General features: G+C 49.8%; 13 protein-coding genes. 11 read left to right on the top strand and 2 right to left on the bottom strand.

The window, feature by feature from the left end:
- Positions 1-134: 134 nt before the first annotated feature.
- Positions 135-1,217: a glycoside hydrolase family 172 protein gene (locus AC1DLI_RS23355; protein WP_477606895.1), complete on the top strand. Its 1,083-nt coding sequence runs from the start codon at positions 135-137 to the stop codon at positions 1,215-1,217.
- Positions 1,218-1,410: 193 nt separating this feature from the next.
- On the opposite strand, the gene AC1DLI_RS23350 is transcribed toward AC1DLI_RS23355, so the two are convergent.
- Positions 1,411-2,379 (bottom strand): metal-dependent hydrolase, encoded by a 969-nt coding sequence (locus AC1DLI_RS23350; protein WP_477606894.1) that lies wholly within the window; start codon positions 2,377-2,379, stop codon positions 1,411-1,413.
- Between the two features lie 61 nt (positions 2,380-2,440).
- The gene (locus tag AC1DLI_RS23345; protein ID WP_477606893.1) at positions 2,441-3,625 is read right to left on the bottom strand and encodes a glycosyltransferase family 4 protein; all 1,185 of its coding nucleotides are present in this window, start codon (positions 3,623-3,625) and stop codon (positions 2,441-2,443) included.
- Positions 3,626-3,902: 277 nt separating this feature from the next.
- On the opposite strand from AC1DLI_RS23345, the gene AC1DLI_RS23340 reads away from it, so the two are divergent.
- The 10 genes from AC1DLI_RS23340 (at position 3,903) to AC1DLI_RS23295 (ending at position 16,657) form a co-directional block, all read left to right on the top strand.
- On the top strand, positions 3,903-5,270 hold the full coding sequence (locus AC1DLI_RS23340) for an acyclic terpene utilization AtuA family protein (RefSeq protein ID WP_477606892.1): 1,368 nt from the start codon (positions 3,903-3,905) through the stop codon (positions 5,268-5,270).
- A 3-nt stretch (positions 5,271-5,273) separates the two neighbouring features.
- A complete protein-coding gene (locus AC1DLI_RS23335; RefSeq protein ID WP_477606891.1) occupies positions 5,274-5,615 on the top strand; it encodes an AtuA-related protein in 342 nt (113 codons plus the stop codon).
- A gap of 18 nt (positions 5,616-5,633) precedes the next feature.
- The gene (locus AC1DLI_RS23330) at positions 5,634-6,773 is read left to right on the top strand and encodes an acyl-CoA dehydrogenase family protein (protein WP_477606890.1); all 1,140 of its coding nucleotides are present in this window, start codon (positions 5,634-5,636) and stop codon (positions 6,771-6,773) included.
- An 84-nt stretch (positions 6,774-6,857) separates the two neighbouring features.
- Positions 6,858-8,402: an acyl-CoA carboxylase subunit beta gene (locus tag AC1DLI_RS23325; protein ID WP_477606889.1), complete on the top strand. Its 1,545-nt coding sequence runs from the start codon at positions 6,858-6,860 to the stop codon at positions 8,400-8,402.
- Between the two features lie 64 nt (positions 8,403-8,466).
- A complete protein-coding gene (locus AC1DLI_RS23320) occupies positions 8,467-9,249 on the top strand; it encodes an enoyl-CoA hydratase-related protein (protein ID WP_477606888.1) in 783 nt (260 codons plus the stop codon).
- A 228-nt stretch (positions 9,250-9,477) separates the two neighbouring features.
- Positions 9,478-11,253 (top strand): sensor histidine kinase, encoded by a 1,776-nt coding sequence (locus AC1DLI_RS23315; RefSeq protein WP_477606887.1) that lies wholly within the window; start codon positions 9,478-9,480, stop codon positions 11,251-11,253.
- Complete coding sequence (locus AC1DLI_RS23310; protein WP_477606886.1) at positions 11,250-12,791, top strand: response regulator; 1,542 nt, start codon at positions 11,250-11,252, stop codon at positions 12,789-12,791. Before AC1DLI_RS23315 ends, AC1DLI_RS23310 begins: the two co-directional genes overlap by 4 nt.
- 243 nt (positions 12,792-13,034) lie before the next feature.
- On the top strand, positions 13,035-13,997 hold the full coding sequence (locus AC1DLI_RS23305; protein WP_477606885.1) for an ABC transporter permease: 963 nt from the start codon (positions 13,035-13,037) through the stop codon (positions 13,995-13,997).
- A gap of 12 nt (positions 13,998-14,009) precedes the next feature.
- Positions 14,010-14,894 (top strand): carbohydrate ABC transporter permease, encoded by an 885-nt coding sequence (locus tag AC1DLI_RS23300; RefSeq protein WP_477606884.1) that lies wholly within the window; start codon positions 14,010-14,012, stop codon positions 14,892-14,894.
- A gap of 107 nt (positions 14,895-15,001) precedes the next feature.
- Positions 15,002-16,657 carry an extracellular solute-binding protein gene (locus tag AC1DLI_RS23295; RefSeq protein WP_477606883.1) on the top strand — a complete coding sequence of 552 codons (1,656 nt, stop codon included), beginning with the start codon at positions 15,002-15,004 and terminating at the stop codon, positions 16,655-16,657.
- The last annotated feature ends 20 nt before the right edge of the window (positions 16,658-16,677 follow it).

Below are 16,677 nucleotides of genomic sequence, written 5' to 3'. Positions count from 1 at the left end.
AAACGATAACATGATTCGAATTTCCAAATAATATAAAGCATCATCTATTATATTATGGCTCGGTTAATTCATCCACCGATGGTTGTCTGTGATGAATTGAAAGGCAGCACTTAATTGGAAGGAGCATAAAAACTATGAATAAATTTAACGGTCTAGAGATGGGGATTGGCAGTTTAGCTAGAGTTTCTGACGGACAGACCCGGTCGATAAGCGCGGAAAATTTTAACGGGGAAAAGGGCAAGGGCGGTATGGCAACGGAAGGAACTGGCGCAAATTGCGCACGGGATCTAGGGATCGGCTGGAAGGTATCCCCTTCGGTGGAAATTGCGGCGGGAGCGACCTTCACGATGGCCGAAATTGATGGTCCGGGAGCGATTCAACATATTTGGCTGACATCAGCTCCATCTCATTGGAGGAATATGATCCTTCGCATGTATTGGGACGAAGAGGAACAGCCTTCCGTCGAAGTGCCGCTTGGCGACTTCTTTTGCAATGGCTGGCAGGAACGATGCGACGTGAATTCGCAGCCCATCGCCGTGAACCCGGCGGGCGGAATGAACAGCTACTGGCTGATGCCGTTTCGGAAGCATGCCAAAATTACCGTTGAGAACAAAGCGTCTGATAAGGTCGTGCTTTATTATCAGGTTGATTACACTTTAACGGATGTACCGGATGACATGGCATATTTCCATGCCCAGTGGAGAAGATCCAATCCCGTACCATACGGCGAAGTCCATACGATACTGGACGGCGTAACTGGTAGAGGACAATACATTGGGACATACCTGGCCTGGCAGGTAAACAATACAGGCTGGTGGGGCGAAGGCGAAATCAAGTTCTACATGGACGGAGACAAGCAGTTTCCGACAATATGCGGAACAGGCACCGAGGACTATTTTGGCGGGGCTTGGAACTGGGAGCAGCCAAACGGAAAGTACTCCACCTATTCGACTGCGTATCTCGGGATGCATCAGCTGATCAAGCCGGACGGATTATATCGCAGCCAACAGCGGTTCGGGATGTATCGGTGGCATATCATGGATCCGATCCGGTTCCAGAGCGATTTAAAAGTAACGATCCAGGATCTCGGCTGGCGGTCAGGAGGAAGGTATTTGCCGCAGCAAAGCGATATCTCTTCAACGGCATTTTGGTATCAGCTTGAGCCGCATGCCCCTTTTCCTTCCTTACTAGGAAACGATGAGCGGGAAGTAATCTGACGGTTGCATGCAGCGGAGGTCACTACAGTGCGGAGATTATAAATAAAGTGGTTCGAGGGCCCGTGCAAATACGCACGGGCCTACTCGAATTAGCTTCTAGGGAGAGGTATACCCCGTGAGCTGACATAAAGGGTTTGACGTGCCGATTACCGGCTGGATCATTACCGGGTCACTCACTCAATCCAGTCGATCATCAGGCAAACGGCGGCTCCCATATCTTTTTCCTCCACCCGATCGTGTCTCCGGTTACCAGCAGCCGTTCATCCAACGTTACATCCATGCCGAAGGGGAGATTATGGCCATGTCGAAAACGGATGTCTCGCAGCTCGACCCTATATCCATTCTGAAGCTTTCGACAGGAGATATGAACGCGATGCGTGAACTGAAGAAACGTGCGCACCCCGTCGCTGCCCATGACCGCCTGAACCACATCGTTCTGTTCCTCTTTTTCGAAGATTGCCTCTTCCTTCAGAATCAATCCGCGAATCGAGCCGGTGATATAGGCCTGCCCGGTTTCATGGACGTATTTCCACTGGTGGGGAAGTCCACGCGGAATCAGGAAGGAGTAACCGGCCATTCCGTAATGCCTGCGGACATGATGCAGCATTAAGCGGCCGATCAGGATACGGCATCCGATAAAGAGAAAGGTTAAAGTATAGACGAATGGGAAAATATCCGCTGACCCAAAGACGCCGAACAGCCATAGGAGCAGTCCCGCGGCATGAAGAAGGAACAGAACCGGATCGAAGATCGGGATGGTGTTCGCGTGGAACCATTTCTTAGAAACTGGTCTGAAACATTGTACGCCGTATGCATTAAAAAAATCGAGGATGACGTGAAGCACGACCCCGGCCATCGTCCATAGAAATATCGGGATCAGGTAAACCCAGGCATGAAATATAAGGGCAATCAAGGGGGCGAGGACAACAGGCCACCCTGCAAGCATAAGAAGCGAATGACTGAAGCCCCGATGATGCCGCAAGTACGACTTGTACCCGCGAATACGAATGACGGCATCGAAATCAGGGGCGGTTGATCCGATGATTGTCGCCGCGAATAATCCATAAACGACAGTCGAATGACTGATGAGAGCGGGATCGGCAAGAGAGCTCGCCAGTCCGCCTAAAGTGGCGCCAAGAAGAAGATGAGTTCCGGTATCCATAACCCTGTACCTCCTACTGAAGCTCAGATTTGAACATACCCAGTTCCAATGTCTGTCATCTTCAAGCAGTCTCGACATCTTCATGTATGCTTGCCATCGTTTGTCTTGCGGCGGCCAGCTGATTATGCTCCGTCTCTGCGATCTGCAGGCAGCGCGTGTAAATCGACTCCATCGCTTGGTCCCATGTGCGCGTGAGCGCAAAAGCTCGGGCCTTTACCCCGAATTCCTGCCATTTGTCCGGTTGTTCAATCCAATCGGTTAAGGCCGAGAGAAAGCTTTCCGTATTTCTCGCCTGTACATGCATCCCGGTTATCCCATTCTGAACAATCTCCGTCACGCCTCCGCTATCGGCGACAATAGAGGGAAGCCCGGATGCCGCAGCCTCTAATACGACGTTACCGAATGTTTCGGTCGAAGAAGGGAACACGAACAGATCCGAGGAGGCGTAAAATTCCGCTAACGCTTCTCCGCTTTGGTAGCCGGCGAACGTTGCATTCGGAGGAGCTTCCTGACTGGCCTGCTCCATCATGGGGCCGTCACCGACGATCAGCCAGTGGACCTGTCCGCGGATCTCTTCGGGCAGCCGATGCATGAGTTGAAGCAGGATATCCAAATCTTTCTCCGGGGCCAGACGGCCGACAAACAGGAGCAGATACCGCTCCTTAATCTCGTAAATCTCGCGAATACGGTCCGATCGTTTCTCGGGCGTGAACAAATCGCAGTCAACCCCACGGGTCCACAAAGCAAGATTGCACAGTCCTTTGTCTTCTAGTCGGTTGATTGTCTCCAGCGAAGGGGCGAATATGGCGCTGCAGGAACGATGGAACCATTTGATATACGGCCAATAACACGCCCGGGCGAACGGAAAGCGATAGGAGTCCAGATAATGGTCGAAATGGGTATGGTAAGAGGCGACTACAGGAATGTGTAGTTTCTGAGCGGCAGTCAGACCGGCGAGTCCAACATTGAAGGGGGTGGCGATATGGACAAGATCAGGCTTGAACCGGGAAAGCTGATGGCGAATACGCAGCAAATTAGGAATGGCAAACCGATGTTCCGGATAGAGCAGGAGAGGAATACTGGCGAGCCTGCACACTTCTTCTTCATAGGATGGATCCGGTGCGGTAGGCACAAACAGCATGCATTCAACACCATGGTCGGACAAATAATCGGTCCATCGCTTCAAAGTAAGAGCAACGCCATTGATCTGCGGGACATAAGTGTCTGAAAACACGGCAATTCGCATTGAATCACTCCTCTTCCGGGATGATATCCTCACAGTAGTGCATGATTATTATCTCTGATGTACATTTGAGTAAAGAATTTATGAATTAAAATTAAACAATCTGACTCAAGCTGAAATAGGCTTGAGTCAGATTGTTTTTTTGTCGTACCGCCTTGCGGAAGAGAAAGTCGAATAGGGTGTTCAGCTGCTCCATACAATGGTTAATAAGTAACGATTGACAGAGGAGTAGATCATGCATAAGCAGCCATTGCCGAAAAAAGTCGAAGGGGGGGATGAGATGAAGAAGATACGGATTGGGGCAGGGCAAGGATTTTATGGGGATTCCATTTCACCTGCAATCGAGACGGCGAAGAGAGGGAATGTCCAATATCTATGCTTCGATAGTCTTGCTGAATTAACGCTGGCCATTCTCCAGAAAGACCGGCAGAGAGATCGGACCAAGGGATACGCACGAGACATTTCCGTAACGATGAGGGAACTGCTTCCTTTTGTCAAAGAGAAGGGCATTAAGATTCTGACCAATGCCGGGGGAATGAATCCGCTTGGAGCTCAGCAGGAGATAAAGCGAATCGCTGAGGAGCTTGGCATAGAAGGGCTTAAAGTGGCGGTAATCACAGGCGATGATGTATTAGATCAATTACAGGCATGGGAACTGCAGGGGTTATCACTAGCACACATGGAAGATGGTAGAGACATTGCATCCGTTAGGAACCGCATCGTATTCGCCAACGCCTATTTAGGAGCCGGTCCCGTTGTAGAAGCGCTTCGACAAGGAGCTGACGTTATCGTCACCGGGCGAATAACAGATTCCGCGCTATTTCTTGCTCCACTCATCTATGAATTTGGCTGGGAACTGGAGGATTGGAACCGGCTGGCCCAAGGAATACTGATGGGCCATCTTATGGAGTGTTCCGGACAGGCAACAGGAGGTAATTTCAGCGGCGATTGGCAGTCTATTGAAGAGGATTTAGACAGCATCGGCTTTCCTGTGGCGGAAGTCCGGGAAGACGGAGAGTTTGTCCTGACCAAGACGGAAGGAACAGGCGGGCTTGTTTCCATAGATACCGTAAAGGAACAGCTGCTCTATGAGATTCACGACCCGTCTGCTTATATGACGCCGGATGTCGTTCTGGACCTGACGGGCGTGAAACTGCAGGATGCAGGCGTGAATCGTGTCCGGGTGACAGGCGCCCGGGGAACGAAACGTCCCGGTACGCTGAAGGTTGTCATGGGATATGCGGACGGCTGGCTTGGGCAAGCGATCTGGGGATATTCATGGCCTGATGCATTGGCTAAGGCTAAGGCTGCAGACCGCATCATTCGTAACCAAATGCAGCGGTTGAATTTAAAATATGACGAAGTCCGTACCGATTATCTCGGCTACAATTCCTTACATGGGCCGCTCGCGAAGGAGCCTTCGGAAGAGTTAAATGAAGTGTACTTGCGGATGGTCGTGCGCACGGGCAGCAAGGAAGATGCGGCTAGGCTCGGCAGACTTGTCCCCCCGCTAATGCTTAGCGGTCCTCCTGCAATGGGCGGATTCCTCGGTATGATGAATCCGCGTGAGCTGCTTGGCATGTGGTCCTGTCTCGTACCCCGGTCAATCGTTGAAAGCAGCGTTCAGGTGAACGTCCTGGAGGTGTAAGTAATGACCTTGGTACAGCTTCGGCATCTTGCGCAGGCGCGTTCCGGCGATAAGGGGAATACGGTGAATATTGCCGTTTTTGCCTCGGATGCATCCACATATGAAGTATTGATTAGAGAAGTAACCGCTGAACGGGTAAAGACGCATTTTGATGGACTGGTGAAGGGAGAAGTGACTCGTTATTTAGTGCCAAATCTCAAAGCGATGAATTTTGTTTGCAAGGAGGCATTAAGCGGGGGAGGCTCTGCATCAACGCGAATGGATAATCTCGGAAAGTGTTATGCGGCAAGCTTAATGCGGTTGGAAATCGAAGACGGGGACAACGGTAATCTCTCCATGTCATAAGCAGAGAGGTCGTGTGCTATGCATTTCGATTTAACGGCAGAACAAACAATGATCAAAGATTTGATCCATGAGTTCGCACAATCGGAGGTTGCCCCGGGGGCGGTTGAAAGAGACCGAACAGGTGCATTTCCGTTAGAAATATTCGAGAAAATGGCAAAGCTCGGGTTAATGGGGCTTCCTTTTCCTGAGAAATACGGAGGTGGAGGAGCAGATACCATAAGCTTTGCCATTGTCGTAGAGGAGTTAAGCCGGGTCTGCGCCTCCACTGGAATCACATATTCCGCTCATATCTCTTTGGGGGGAGCGCCCATTGACCGGTTTGGAACAGAGGAGCAGAAGGCGGGCTATTTAACTCCGCTGTGCGAAGGCCAATACCTCGGCGCTTTCGGGCTTACGGAGCCGGATGCCGGATCCGATGCGGGCGGAACCCGAACGACAGCCGCTCCAGACGGGGATAAATGGGTGATAAGCGGCTCCAAATGTTTTATTACCAATGCCAGCTATGCCCGTAACCTCGTTCTGACTGCCGTAACTGACCCTTCGAAAGGAACGAACGGCATAAGCGCTTTTATCGTTCCTACGGATGCGCCTGGTTTTACGGTGTTAAATCATTACGAGAAAATGGGACTGCACGCCTCAAATACAACCGAGCTTGTGCTAGATCAAGTGGTCGTACCGAAAGAGAACCTTCTGGGCATTGAAGGCAACGGTTACAAGCAGTTTCTGGCTGTCCTTGACGGTGGAAGAATAGGAATCGGGGCCATGGCTGTCGGAATAGCGCAAGGTGCATTCGAGAAATCTCTCCAATATGCCAAACAGAGAAAGCAATTCGGGAGCACCCTGTCTACCTTTCAGGCGATCCGGTTTAAACTGGCGGATATGGCGATGAATTTAGAATTAGCCCGTAACATGGTCTATAAGGCAGCCTGGCTTAAGGATCAAGGAAGAGGGTTTAAGAAGGAGGCCGCAATCGCCAAATTGTTCGCTTCGGAGATGTGTATGAAGGTCTGTGACCAGGCTGTTCAGATTCATGGCGGCTATGGATACATGAGAGAGTATGAAGTGGAGCGCTGCTTGCGTGATGCCAAGCTATTGGAAATTGGGGAGGGAACCTCGGAGATCCAGCGGATGGTGATCGCAGCTCAAATCGGATGTTAACGGGAACCGAACCAAACGAGTGCCGCCGCAATCGACGCTTTTCAAGGTAAACGCCACCCGGTATTAAAAGGGGAGTGCTAGAACATGTCCAATGAAGTTGAACCTGGGAAAGCCGCTTTGCAAGAGCGGATCGATCGGATCAAACAGGGAGGTGCCTCCAAGTATCATGAGAAAAATGCGGAGCAGGGAAAGCTCTTTGTCCGTGACCGGTTGATGCTGTTGTTTGATCCGGGATTCGAGCTCGAGGATGCCCTGTTTGCCAACTGTGGAGAGAAAGATCTGCCGGCTGATGGAGTAGTAACGGCTATAGGAAAAATAAATGGACAGACGGTTTGTGTGATTGCGAATGATTCGACCGTCAAAGCCGGCTCGTGGGGAGCCAGGACGGTAGAGAAAATGATTCGCATGCAGGAAACCGCGGATAGAATGCGGGTGCCGCTGCTTTATCTAGTCGATTCGGCGGGCGCACGGATAACAGACCAGGTAGAGATGTACCCGGGGCGGCGCGGCGCAGGCAAAGTTTTTTATAATCAGGTGAAGCTTTCGGGGAAAATCCCGCAGATTTGTATATTATTTGGTCCGTCCGCAGCTGGAGGAGCTTATATTCCTGCGTTTTGCGATATTGTGATTATGGTCGAAGGAAATGCGTCCATGTATCTCGGCTCGCCGCGGATCGTGGAAATCGTTACAGGGGAGAAGACAACCTTGGAAAAGCTGGGCGGCGCCAAAATGCACTGCTCCGTATCCGGCTGCGGCGATGTGCTCGCTCACAGCGAAGAAGAAGCGATTGCGCTCGCCAGAGACTATCTTGCTTATTTTCCCGCCAATTGTTCGGAAAAGCCTGCTGTCTTGGACGCGAAGCCTTCTGTCAGTCTCGAGAAGACGCTGGAAGACATTATCCCAGGCAATCAGTATACAGCGTTTGATATGTACGACCTCATTGAACGAATTATCGATGAAGACTCCTTTTTTGAAATCAAGAAGCTGTTCGCCAAAGAACTCATAACCGGATTAGGGCGTTTTGCCGGGAGAACGGTCGGCATCGTTGCCAATCAGCCACGGGTGAAGGGCGGAATCTTATTCCACGATTCTGCTGACAAAGCCGCTAAATTCATTTGCTTGTGCGACGCCTTTCATATCCCGCTGCTGTTTCTGGTCGATGTTCCCGGCTTTATGGTAGGCACAAGAGTAGAACAAGCGGGCATTATTCGACATGGCGCGAAAATGATTTCTGCTGTATCGGAAGCCACGGTTACCAAAATTTCGGTTATTGTCCGCAAGGCTTACGGTGCAGGCTTATATGCAATGGCTGGACCGGCGTTCGAACCCGACTGCTGCCTGGCTTTGCCGACCGCCCAAATTGCCGTGATGGGAGCTGAAGCAGCGGTAAACGCGGTGTATGCGAATAAAATTGCCGAATTGCCGGAATCCGAAAGAGCCGATTTCATCACAAGCATGCGGGAAGAATACGTAAAAGACATCGACATTTACAACCTTGCCTCCGATATGGTCATCGACGGGATTATCCCGGCCAATTCTTTGCGAGGCGAATTAATCAAACGGTTTGACGCCTATTCCTCGAATAGCGCCGCATCCGCAGAGCGAAAGCATCCCGTTTATCCGGTTTAATCCGGAAGGAGGGTATCGGTGTTTTTGAGGAATACGTTAAAGGGTTTTCGCGGAGGTGGAAAGCGTGAGCAGATCGGTGCTCTGGGAAAAGCATGGACCTATCGGTTATATCCGGCTCAATCGCCCGGAGGCTTTGAATGCGTTTAATTATGATATGCTGGTCGCACTTGGTGAAATCGCGGAAACGATCAAGCAAAACCCGCGCGATATTCGCGTTGTAATCTTGGGAGGCGAGGGCCGGGCTTTTTGCGCTGGTGCGGATTTAAAGGAGCGCATAACGCTGGATGAACAGCAGGTACGCCGAAATGTAGTGAAGATCCGAGAGGTGTTCGCCGCGATTGAACGGCTGCCTCAGCCGACAATTGCGGCGATAAACGGCTATGCATTAGGAGGAGGTATGGAGCTTGCGTTATGCTGTGACTTCCGTTATTCGATCCGTGAAGCTAAGATGGGGCTTACGGAGGCTGGACTTGGCATCATTCCAGGCGCGGGTGGCACGCAGCGGCTGCCGCGTCTCATTGGAGCGTCCAAAGCGAAAGAGCTTATTTTGACAGCACGGAAAATTTCTGCGGATCAGGCTTTTGAGCTTGGGTTACTGAACGGTGTTGCGGATGACCGGGAACAGCTGAAGGAAATGAGTGAGGGCTTGGCCGCTGAGATACTCGCCAATGCTCCTTTGGCTGTCTATCAGGCTAAACGTGCAATCGACGAAGGCATAAATACCGATCTGGATTCGGGCATGGATTTAGAATTCAAAGCTTATGAAGCGGTCATCGCGACAAAAGACCGGCTGGAGGCGCTGGAGGCGTTCCGCGAGAAGCGCTCTCCCCGTTTTACCGGGGAGTAGCGGGTACCTATTTAGCGGCGAGGGGAACAGTCGATTTTATCCAGCCTCACTATTAGGAGCGGGGCTTTTTGCAATTAATTGTTCCTCAAGTTAGCAGTTAACCGGATGGGTGAGAGTTGCTTGAGGTCGAGCAGCACGTTTAAGGTAGAGCTACTTTATAGAAATATACATAAATACTTCCTGACAATTCCTGCTCTGATAAGTCATACGAAAGAGAGGGCTGCCTTCGTGTGGACCAGCTGGGGGAAGAAGATTAGTTTTAAAAGCAAGCTGCTGTTCGGGATTTCAGCCATTATTTTCTTTACGGTCAACTTGACCGGACTAATCTCCTATCGAACCCATCTTCGGTTGTTTGAGGAGGAGGTGACGGGACAGTACGTCAAGGCCAGCGAGCAGGCGATGATGCAGCTGGAGCTTCGTATTCAGGAGATGTACCGTATTTCGAACTATATTGTGTTTAATCCGACGATTGAGAAAATAATTACGAAGCTGTCCACCTTCAGGGAGGAGCTTTCGATTGCGGAACGCCACTTTGAGCAGGAGCAAATCGCGGAGCAGCTTCGGCAGGTCAAGTTTGATGCTCCACAGCTGCTCTCGCTTTATTTATACGATTTAACCGGTACGAACTATTATTACGGTCTTTTGAAAGAAACGGTCGAGCCGCTCAGCCAAGCCGCTTTTCATGATGTGTACAGCACCTTGGCTTCTTCTAAGGGGGACTTGGTATGGATGCGAAGATCGATCCCCAGTCATATAGAGCAAAGCGGGTACCGGGACGTCATTATCGCGTCGCGCTGGATGAAGGGTAACCAAGGCGAGAACTACGGATTGCTCGTCATGGTCATAAATGAAGAGTTCTTGACCCGTTCGTTCCGTGAAATCGGAAGCGGTGACGATGGACGCGTCTATTTATACGATCAGCAGGCCAAGCTCCTATATACCGATGGGCCAGAGGAAGATACGGAGGGACTCGAGCGGTTATTAAGCGGCAGGAATAGCAGTAAGATTAAAGAGCAGGGAGATACTACCTATTTTTATACCTCTGTCTATTCGAAAGAAATATTGTTTACGCTGATCAGCCGGGTTTCGCTGTCGTATATTTTTCGAGAAAGCCAATTGATTTTAAATATCAGCTTATGGCTTGGGCTCCTCAGTATTTGCTTAAGCAGCCTGCTCATTGTTTTATTGAGCAGCCGATTGCTGTCACCTCTTAAAGAGCTGGTGCGGGCGATGCGTACGATGAGGGAAGGTGAATTTAATATTCGGATCCGGTCCCGCACACACGATGAGCTTGGTTTTTTGGGAGAAAGCTTTAACTCCATGGCATCCAGCGTTCAAGACATGATTCAAAAGGTATATATGAGCCAGATCAGCGAAAGGGAAGCGGAGCTGAAGGCGCTGCAGGCGCAGTTAAACCCTCATTTTCTGTATAACACCTTAAACGGACTCTATTGGAAGCTGTACATACAGAACGACTTGGATTCGGCCAATCTGGTGTTTTCATTGTCGAAGCTGCTCAAGTATTCCTTGGAACGAATTAATAAAAGAACAACGCTTCGCGATGAGCTGGAGCAGGTTGAAAACTATTTGCGTATCCAAGCGGCCTTTCTGGAAAATAGTTTCGATGCCCGCATTCATGCGGATGAGGATGTATATGACTGTGAAATTCAACGTCTGCTGCTTCAACCGCTGGTGGAAAATGCGTTCGTTCATGCCTTCAAGGATAGGACTTCATCCAAGGTTCTAGAGATTCGGGCCTACCGGATCGATGATTTTTTGAAAATCGAAATTGAGGATAACGGCTGCGGCATGAGCAAGGAACGGGTGGAAAAAATTTGCGCTCCTGACTTTACAGGAGAACGAGATTCGCTTGGTGTACAAAGCGTCCTGCGTCGAATTAATTTGGTATACGGGCTGCCCTATCGGTTGGAGATCATAAGCAGCGCCGATCAAGGAACAACGGTGCATTTATATTTACCCCTAAGAGGTGATGAATTGCAATGACCGGAAAACTGCTGCTTGTCGATGATCAAACGTTATTCAGAAAAGGGCTCCGCAAGATGATTGAGGATCATTCCTTAGGCTGGACGGTGGTTGGGGAGGCTGAGAACGGACATGAGGCACTTGAGCTTCTGGAAGCGTTACAGCCGAACCTGGTGCTGACGGACATTCGAATGCCGGGAATGGATGGAATTGAGCTGTCGGAGCATATCTATAACAAGCATGCTCAAACAGACGTTGTCATTTTGACCGGTTATGATGATTTCAAATATGCACAGATGGCTATCCGCTTCGGTGTCATCGATTTTCTGCTGAAGCCGTGCAATGATCGAACGTTGATGGAGGTCCTACATAAAGCCCAAGAGCGGCTGAAGTCCGTTTTGCGCAAAAGGGAGGAGCGGGAGGCGGATCTTCGGATGAAAGAGGAAGCGCTGCTGCGGGCGCTGCTTCTCCGGCTTCCCGCTACCCGCGGGGAGGAGCATCGGTTGAAGTCATGGGTGGTCGGGAATAGGCTGCTGTTTGTCGCAGTGAAGGATTATTTTACTGTGAATAAGCTTTATGGGCCGAACGATTTGGGTCTGCTGCAATTCGCCTTATTCAATATCTTGACGGAGTTGATGCAGCAGCATCAACTAACCGGACCGTTCATTTCACTCGAATTCGACCGGTTTTGTTTCATTGTAGAGGATGGCAGGGAGGCGAATACACTCGGCCGTTTAATGGAGGAAGCAGTGCAATCCTATCTTGGCATCGGTCTGACGGTAAGCTGGACCCCTCCTGTTACAAGCTTGAACGAGCCGCCTTCGCTGTACGAATCGTTTATTTTGAAAGAAGCTTCTGCCTCGAAACGAAAAGGGGCGGAATCTGCCTTTTTGTCCAGCGGGGTAGCCAGCAGACAACGTGTGAAGGAGCTTCAAACGCAGCTTACCGGAGGTATACTTCTCGGACAGCCTGATAAGCTGGATGACCAAATAAACGAGCTTGTGTCTAAAATCGGTACGCTTTCGCCCGAGGATGCCAAGATGGAGGCACTGGCTCTAGCCTTTGCGATGAATAGTGTGGCTAAGCAACAGCTGGAGCAGTCCGGTGAGACACCGGGCTTTGCCGAGCAAATCGAGCGGCTTCAGAGGTTGCAATCGGAGCATGCCGCAGCAGAATGGGCCCGGGGTGAAGCGGGGAAATTCATAACGGGATTCGAAGAATGGAGGCTGCGCAACAACGAGAGCATCATCAGCCGTTCTCTCGAGTACCTTGACAAGCATTACATGGAAACCTGTTCACTAACGGAAATGGCCGAGATGTTTAAAGTCAGCTCGACGTATTATAGTAAATTGTTCAAGAAAGTGACCGGTGACAACTACAGTGCTTATTTGACTCAAATTCGCATGCAAAAGGCCGTGATGCTGCTAATGAATACGGATATGAAGGTGCTTGAGATCGCGGCCTCAGTCGGCTACGATGACCCGAATTATTTTACGAACGTGTTCCGCCTGCTCCATAAGATGTCGCCGAGCGATTACCGCAAGCAGTTTAAGCGATAGTTTTTTATATGCCGTTTTGAGGGGGGACCCTTGAAGCGGCATTTTTAAAATTCTAAGAATTTATAAGTTTCACACTTATATTTGCTTAGATTTCTCCGCGAAACGAAGCTTCGCCGCCAGAGGACGGCGAAGCCGTTTACGCTTGATTGGGCAGTTCAAATAATTACAGGTTTTGAGCCTGTAATTCAAGGCAGCGCTTACAAAATACCGCTATGATAAACCTAACGATACGCAGATGAGGTGATGGAGTTGGCTGTTCGGTCAAGCCTGACGGATTCGGTGCCCCAATCGAACAAACGGCTTAAAGCAAGCACTGTCAAACTAATAAAGCAAAACATTCCGCTCATGATTATGTTTTTGCCGGGACTTTTGTTTTATATCATTTTTAAGTACGCGCCTATGGGCGGCATTATTATTGCCTTCAAGGACTTTAATCTTCGTGACGGCATATTTGGAAGTCCCTGGGTCGGGATGGACAATTTCGTGCAGCTGTTCAACCAAGCGCAGTCTCTCCAAATTATCCGCAATTCGTTCATGATCAGTATTCTTGGCATTGTTGTCGGTTTTCCGGTGCCGATCATTTTAGCCATTATGTTAAACGAGGTTCGCAAAATGTGGTTTAAACGCGTCGTACAGACGCTTGTATATTTACCGCATTTCCTATCATGGGTTATCGTCGGCGGCATCGTCCTTTCATTGTTCGCTTTAGAGTCAGGAACGATCAACCGCTGGCTGGAAGGCTTTCTCGGAGAACCATACCCTTTCATGTATGAAAAGGTTTCATGGCTGATCATTTATTTGGGCTCAGGCATATGGAAGGAAATGGGCTTCGCGGCTATCATCTACTTAGCGGCCTTGGCGGGTATCGACCCTCACTTGTACGAAGCAGGCAGTATTGACGGTGCGAATAAATGGCAGCAAATGCGGCACATAACGATTCCCGGTATCAGCACGACAATCATCCTATTGTTAATATTGTCCGTCGGTAAAGTGATGGATGTAGGCTTCGACCAAATTTATAATTTGCAAAATGCCGTCGTTTCCGATGTCGCAAACGTCATCAGCCTCTATATCTATCAAATCGGAATACTTCGAGGACAATACAGCCTGACGGCAGCGATGGGTATATTTGAAAATCTCGTTGGCCTCGTTCTCATATTATCGGCGAATTATTTCGCTCGCAAATTCAATCAAGGCTTGTGGTAAGGAGGTGCACCGATGAAATCGACCTTGGGAGAAAAGTTGTTTTACGGCATTAACTATTTCGTCCTGCTCTTGTTGGGATTAAGCTGCTTGCTGCCTTTAGTGCACATTCTGGCCTTATCCATGAGCGATGCGCATGCGATCATGTCCGGTAACGTGTCACTTCGGCCTATAGGCTTCACGATGGAATCATTCCAATCTCTGTTCCAAGGAACGCGTATACTAGATTCGCTCAAAAATAGCATTATTATTACGGTCGTAGGAACAACGCTTGCGATGATCGTCACGATACTAACCGCTTACCCGCTGGCCAGGAAATATTTTATCGGGAGACGCTTTTTCATGCTGGCCTTTCTGTTCACGATGATGTTCGGCGGAGGCACGATTCCTAATTATCTGATTATGAAGTCTCTGGGGATTATCAACACCTATTGGGCACTCTGGCTGCCGGCATTAGTGAATACGTATAATCTCCTGATTCTGCGGACGTTCTTCGTCGGGATGCCCGAAGAAATTGAGGAAGCGGCCCGAATTGACGGCTGCGGCGAGTGGCGGCTGCTCGGTTCCATCATTCTTCCGCTGTCGCTGCCCGTGCTGGCTACATTAACTCTGTTTAACGCGGTCGGGTTTTGGAACTCATTCTTGGCCGTTCTGATCTATATCAACGATACACATCTATACAACCTAACAGTTCTCGTGCAAAACATGATTCAGAGCCAATCCGTACTTCAGGAGGTCGTCGCCTCACAAATGATTCAGGCCGACGACACCGCTCAGATTACTCCGGAAGGGATAAAAGCCGCCGGCATTATCACCTTAATGGCGCCGATGGTCATCGTTTATCCGTTCGTTCAGAAATATTTTGTGAAAGGCGCTCTGCTGGGCTCGGTGAAGGGGTGAAGTATTCAGTGTTCTTAGGGCAGGAGGGATGCGAATGAGATTATAAGAAGATTTGAAGCTGTAATGAGTACAGTACGATTTCAATCCTATTGAAAAGGGGAATGGCGATGAAAAATACGGTTAACCCATGGTTTGCAAGAAGTGCGGCGCTGCTCTTGATCTTAGGCTTGCTGCTCGCCGGCTGCTCCCAAACGCCAGCATCGACTGAACCTGAGGATGTGACGGACGTACAGACACCCGAAGCAAAAAAAGATATTTCCGTAACCGTCTACGACAGGGGGTCCGTTCCGGCTGCAGAAGGAACTATAGAGGACAACCGCTGGACCAAATGGTTGAACGATAATGGTCCGGCGAATGTAAAGTTTGTTGCGGTTCCGCGATTTGAATCTCAGCAGAAGCTGAATGTATTATTTGCTTCCTCGAGCGCTCCCGATTTGATATTCGAGTATGCGCCTCATATTAAGAATCCGTTGATCGATCAAAAACTGCTTATGCCGCTCGATGATATCATCGAAAAATACAGCACGACGTACAAGCAAATGCTGCAGCAATATCCGGCGCTGAAGAAGGTCGGTACGAAGGCGGATGGTAAAATTTACGAGTTCGCACGGCTGGCCGAGGTCTATCCAATCCATGCCCTGCTGATCCGTGAGGACTGGCTGAAAAAGCTGAATTTACAAATTCCCCAAACGACGGAGGAACTATATCAGGTAGCCAAAGCATTTGCCGAGAACGACCCTGACGGCAACGGAGAGAAGGATACCCACGGTATCGCGGTCAGCTTCCAATCAGGTCAAGTGATCGACCAAATCTTTCAAGCGACCCGCTGGGTGGTGAAGGACGGGACAGTGACCCGCAACTGGGATAACTTCACGGCTGTGACGGACTTTAAGAAGCGGTTGTTTGATGAAGGCATCATCGATAAAGATTTCTTGAACGATAAGAATGGCGCGAAAGCAAAGCAGGATTTTGTCAACGGCAAGGTCGGTATTTATCCGCTTCAGATCAACTGGGTAAGCTTCAGCCAGAATGAGCTGGCTTCACTGAAGAAGAACGTGCCGGACGCCGTCGTGACGCCGATTCCTTATCCGAAGAGTCCTGCCGGCCAGTTCAATCCTGCTTTCTCAAATCCGGTTCAAGCGACAGCCGTAGTCAATGCGAGCGCGAAAAACCCGGATTCGGTCATGAAATATATCGACTTCCTGGTGAAACCAGAGACAGCGAATACACTTAGAAACGGTATCGAGGGCGAGCATTGGAAGGCTGGAGCGAATGGCTGTCCGGAACCGGTAAGCATGGATAAGCGCAAGGAAGAGGTGGCATGGAACGGTGACTTCCAGATGATGAGCAGCACCATTCTCGATACGCAGTGCGGCAAGCTCGAGACAGGGTTCAATCTGAGTGACCCGGTGCAGAAGGAAGGCTTCGACATGTACAAGAAAGCGATGGAAATATACACCGATCCAAATAAACCGTATGTCGAAATCACTCACCCTGAGCATATGCCGCAGCTTCCCGAGGATGTTGAAGCAGTCTCCGCACCGATGGTGAAGCCGATTGATGATATGTTCATCAAAGGAATTTTGGGCGGCAAAGGGTATACGGCTGAACAGGCAACGAAAGATGCGAAGGATACTTGGGATAAAGGGAATGGGAAACTGATAGAGGACTGGTTCAAGGAGTGGTATGTAAAAGACAGCAACAATGCATTCTTAGCGAAGGATATTTATGAGGTCATGGAGCAGCAGCAGTCTCAAAAGTAAGTTGGATGAAGGGACGTAGT

The organism is Paenibacillus sp. 01T443, from assembly GCF_056398325.1.
Note: the sequence above shows the minus strand (reverse complement) of the source record. Positions and strands in the feature narration are given on the sequence as shown.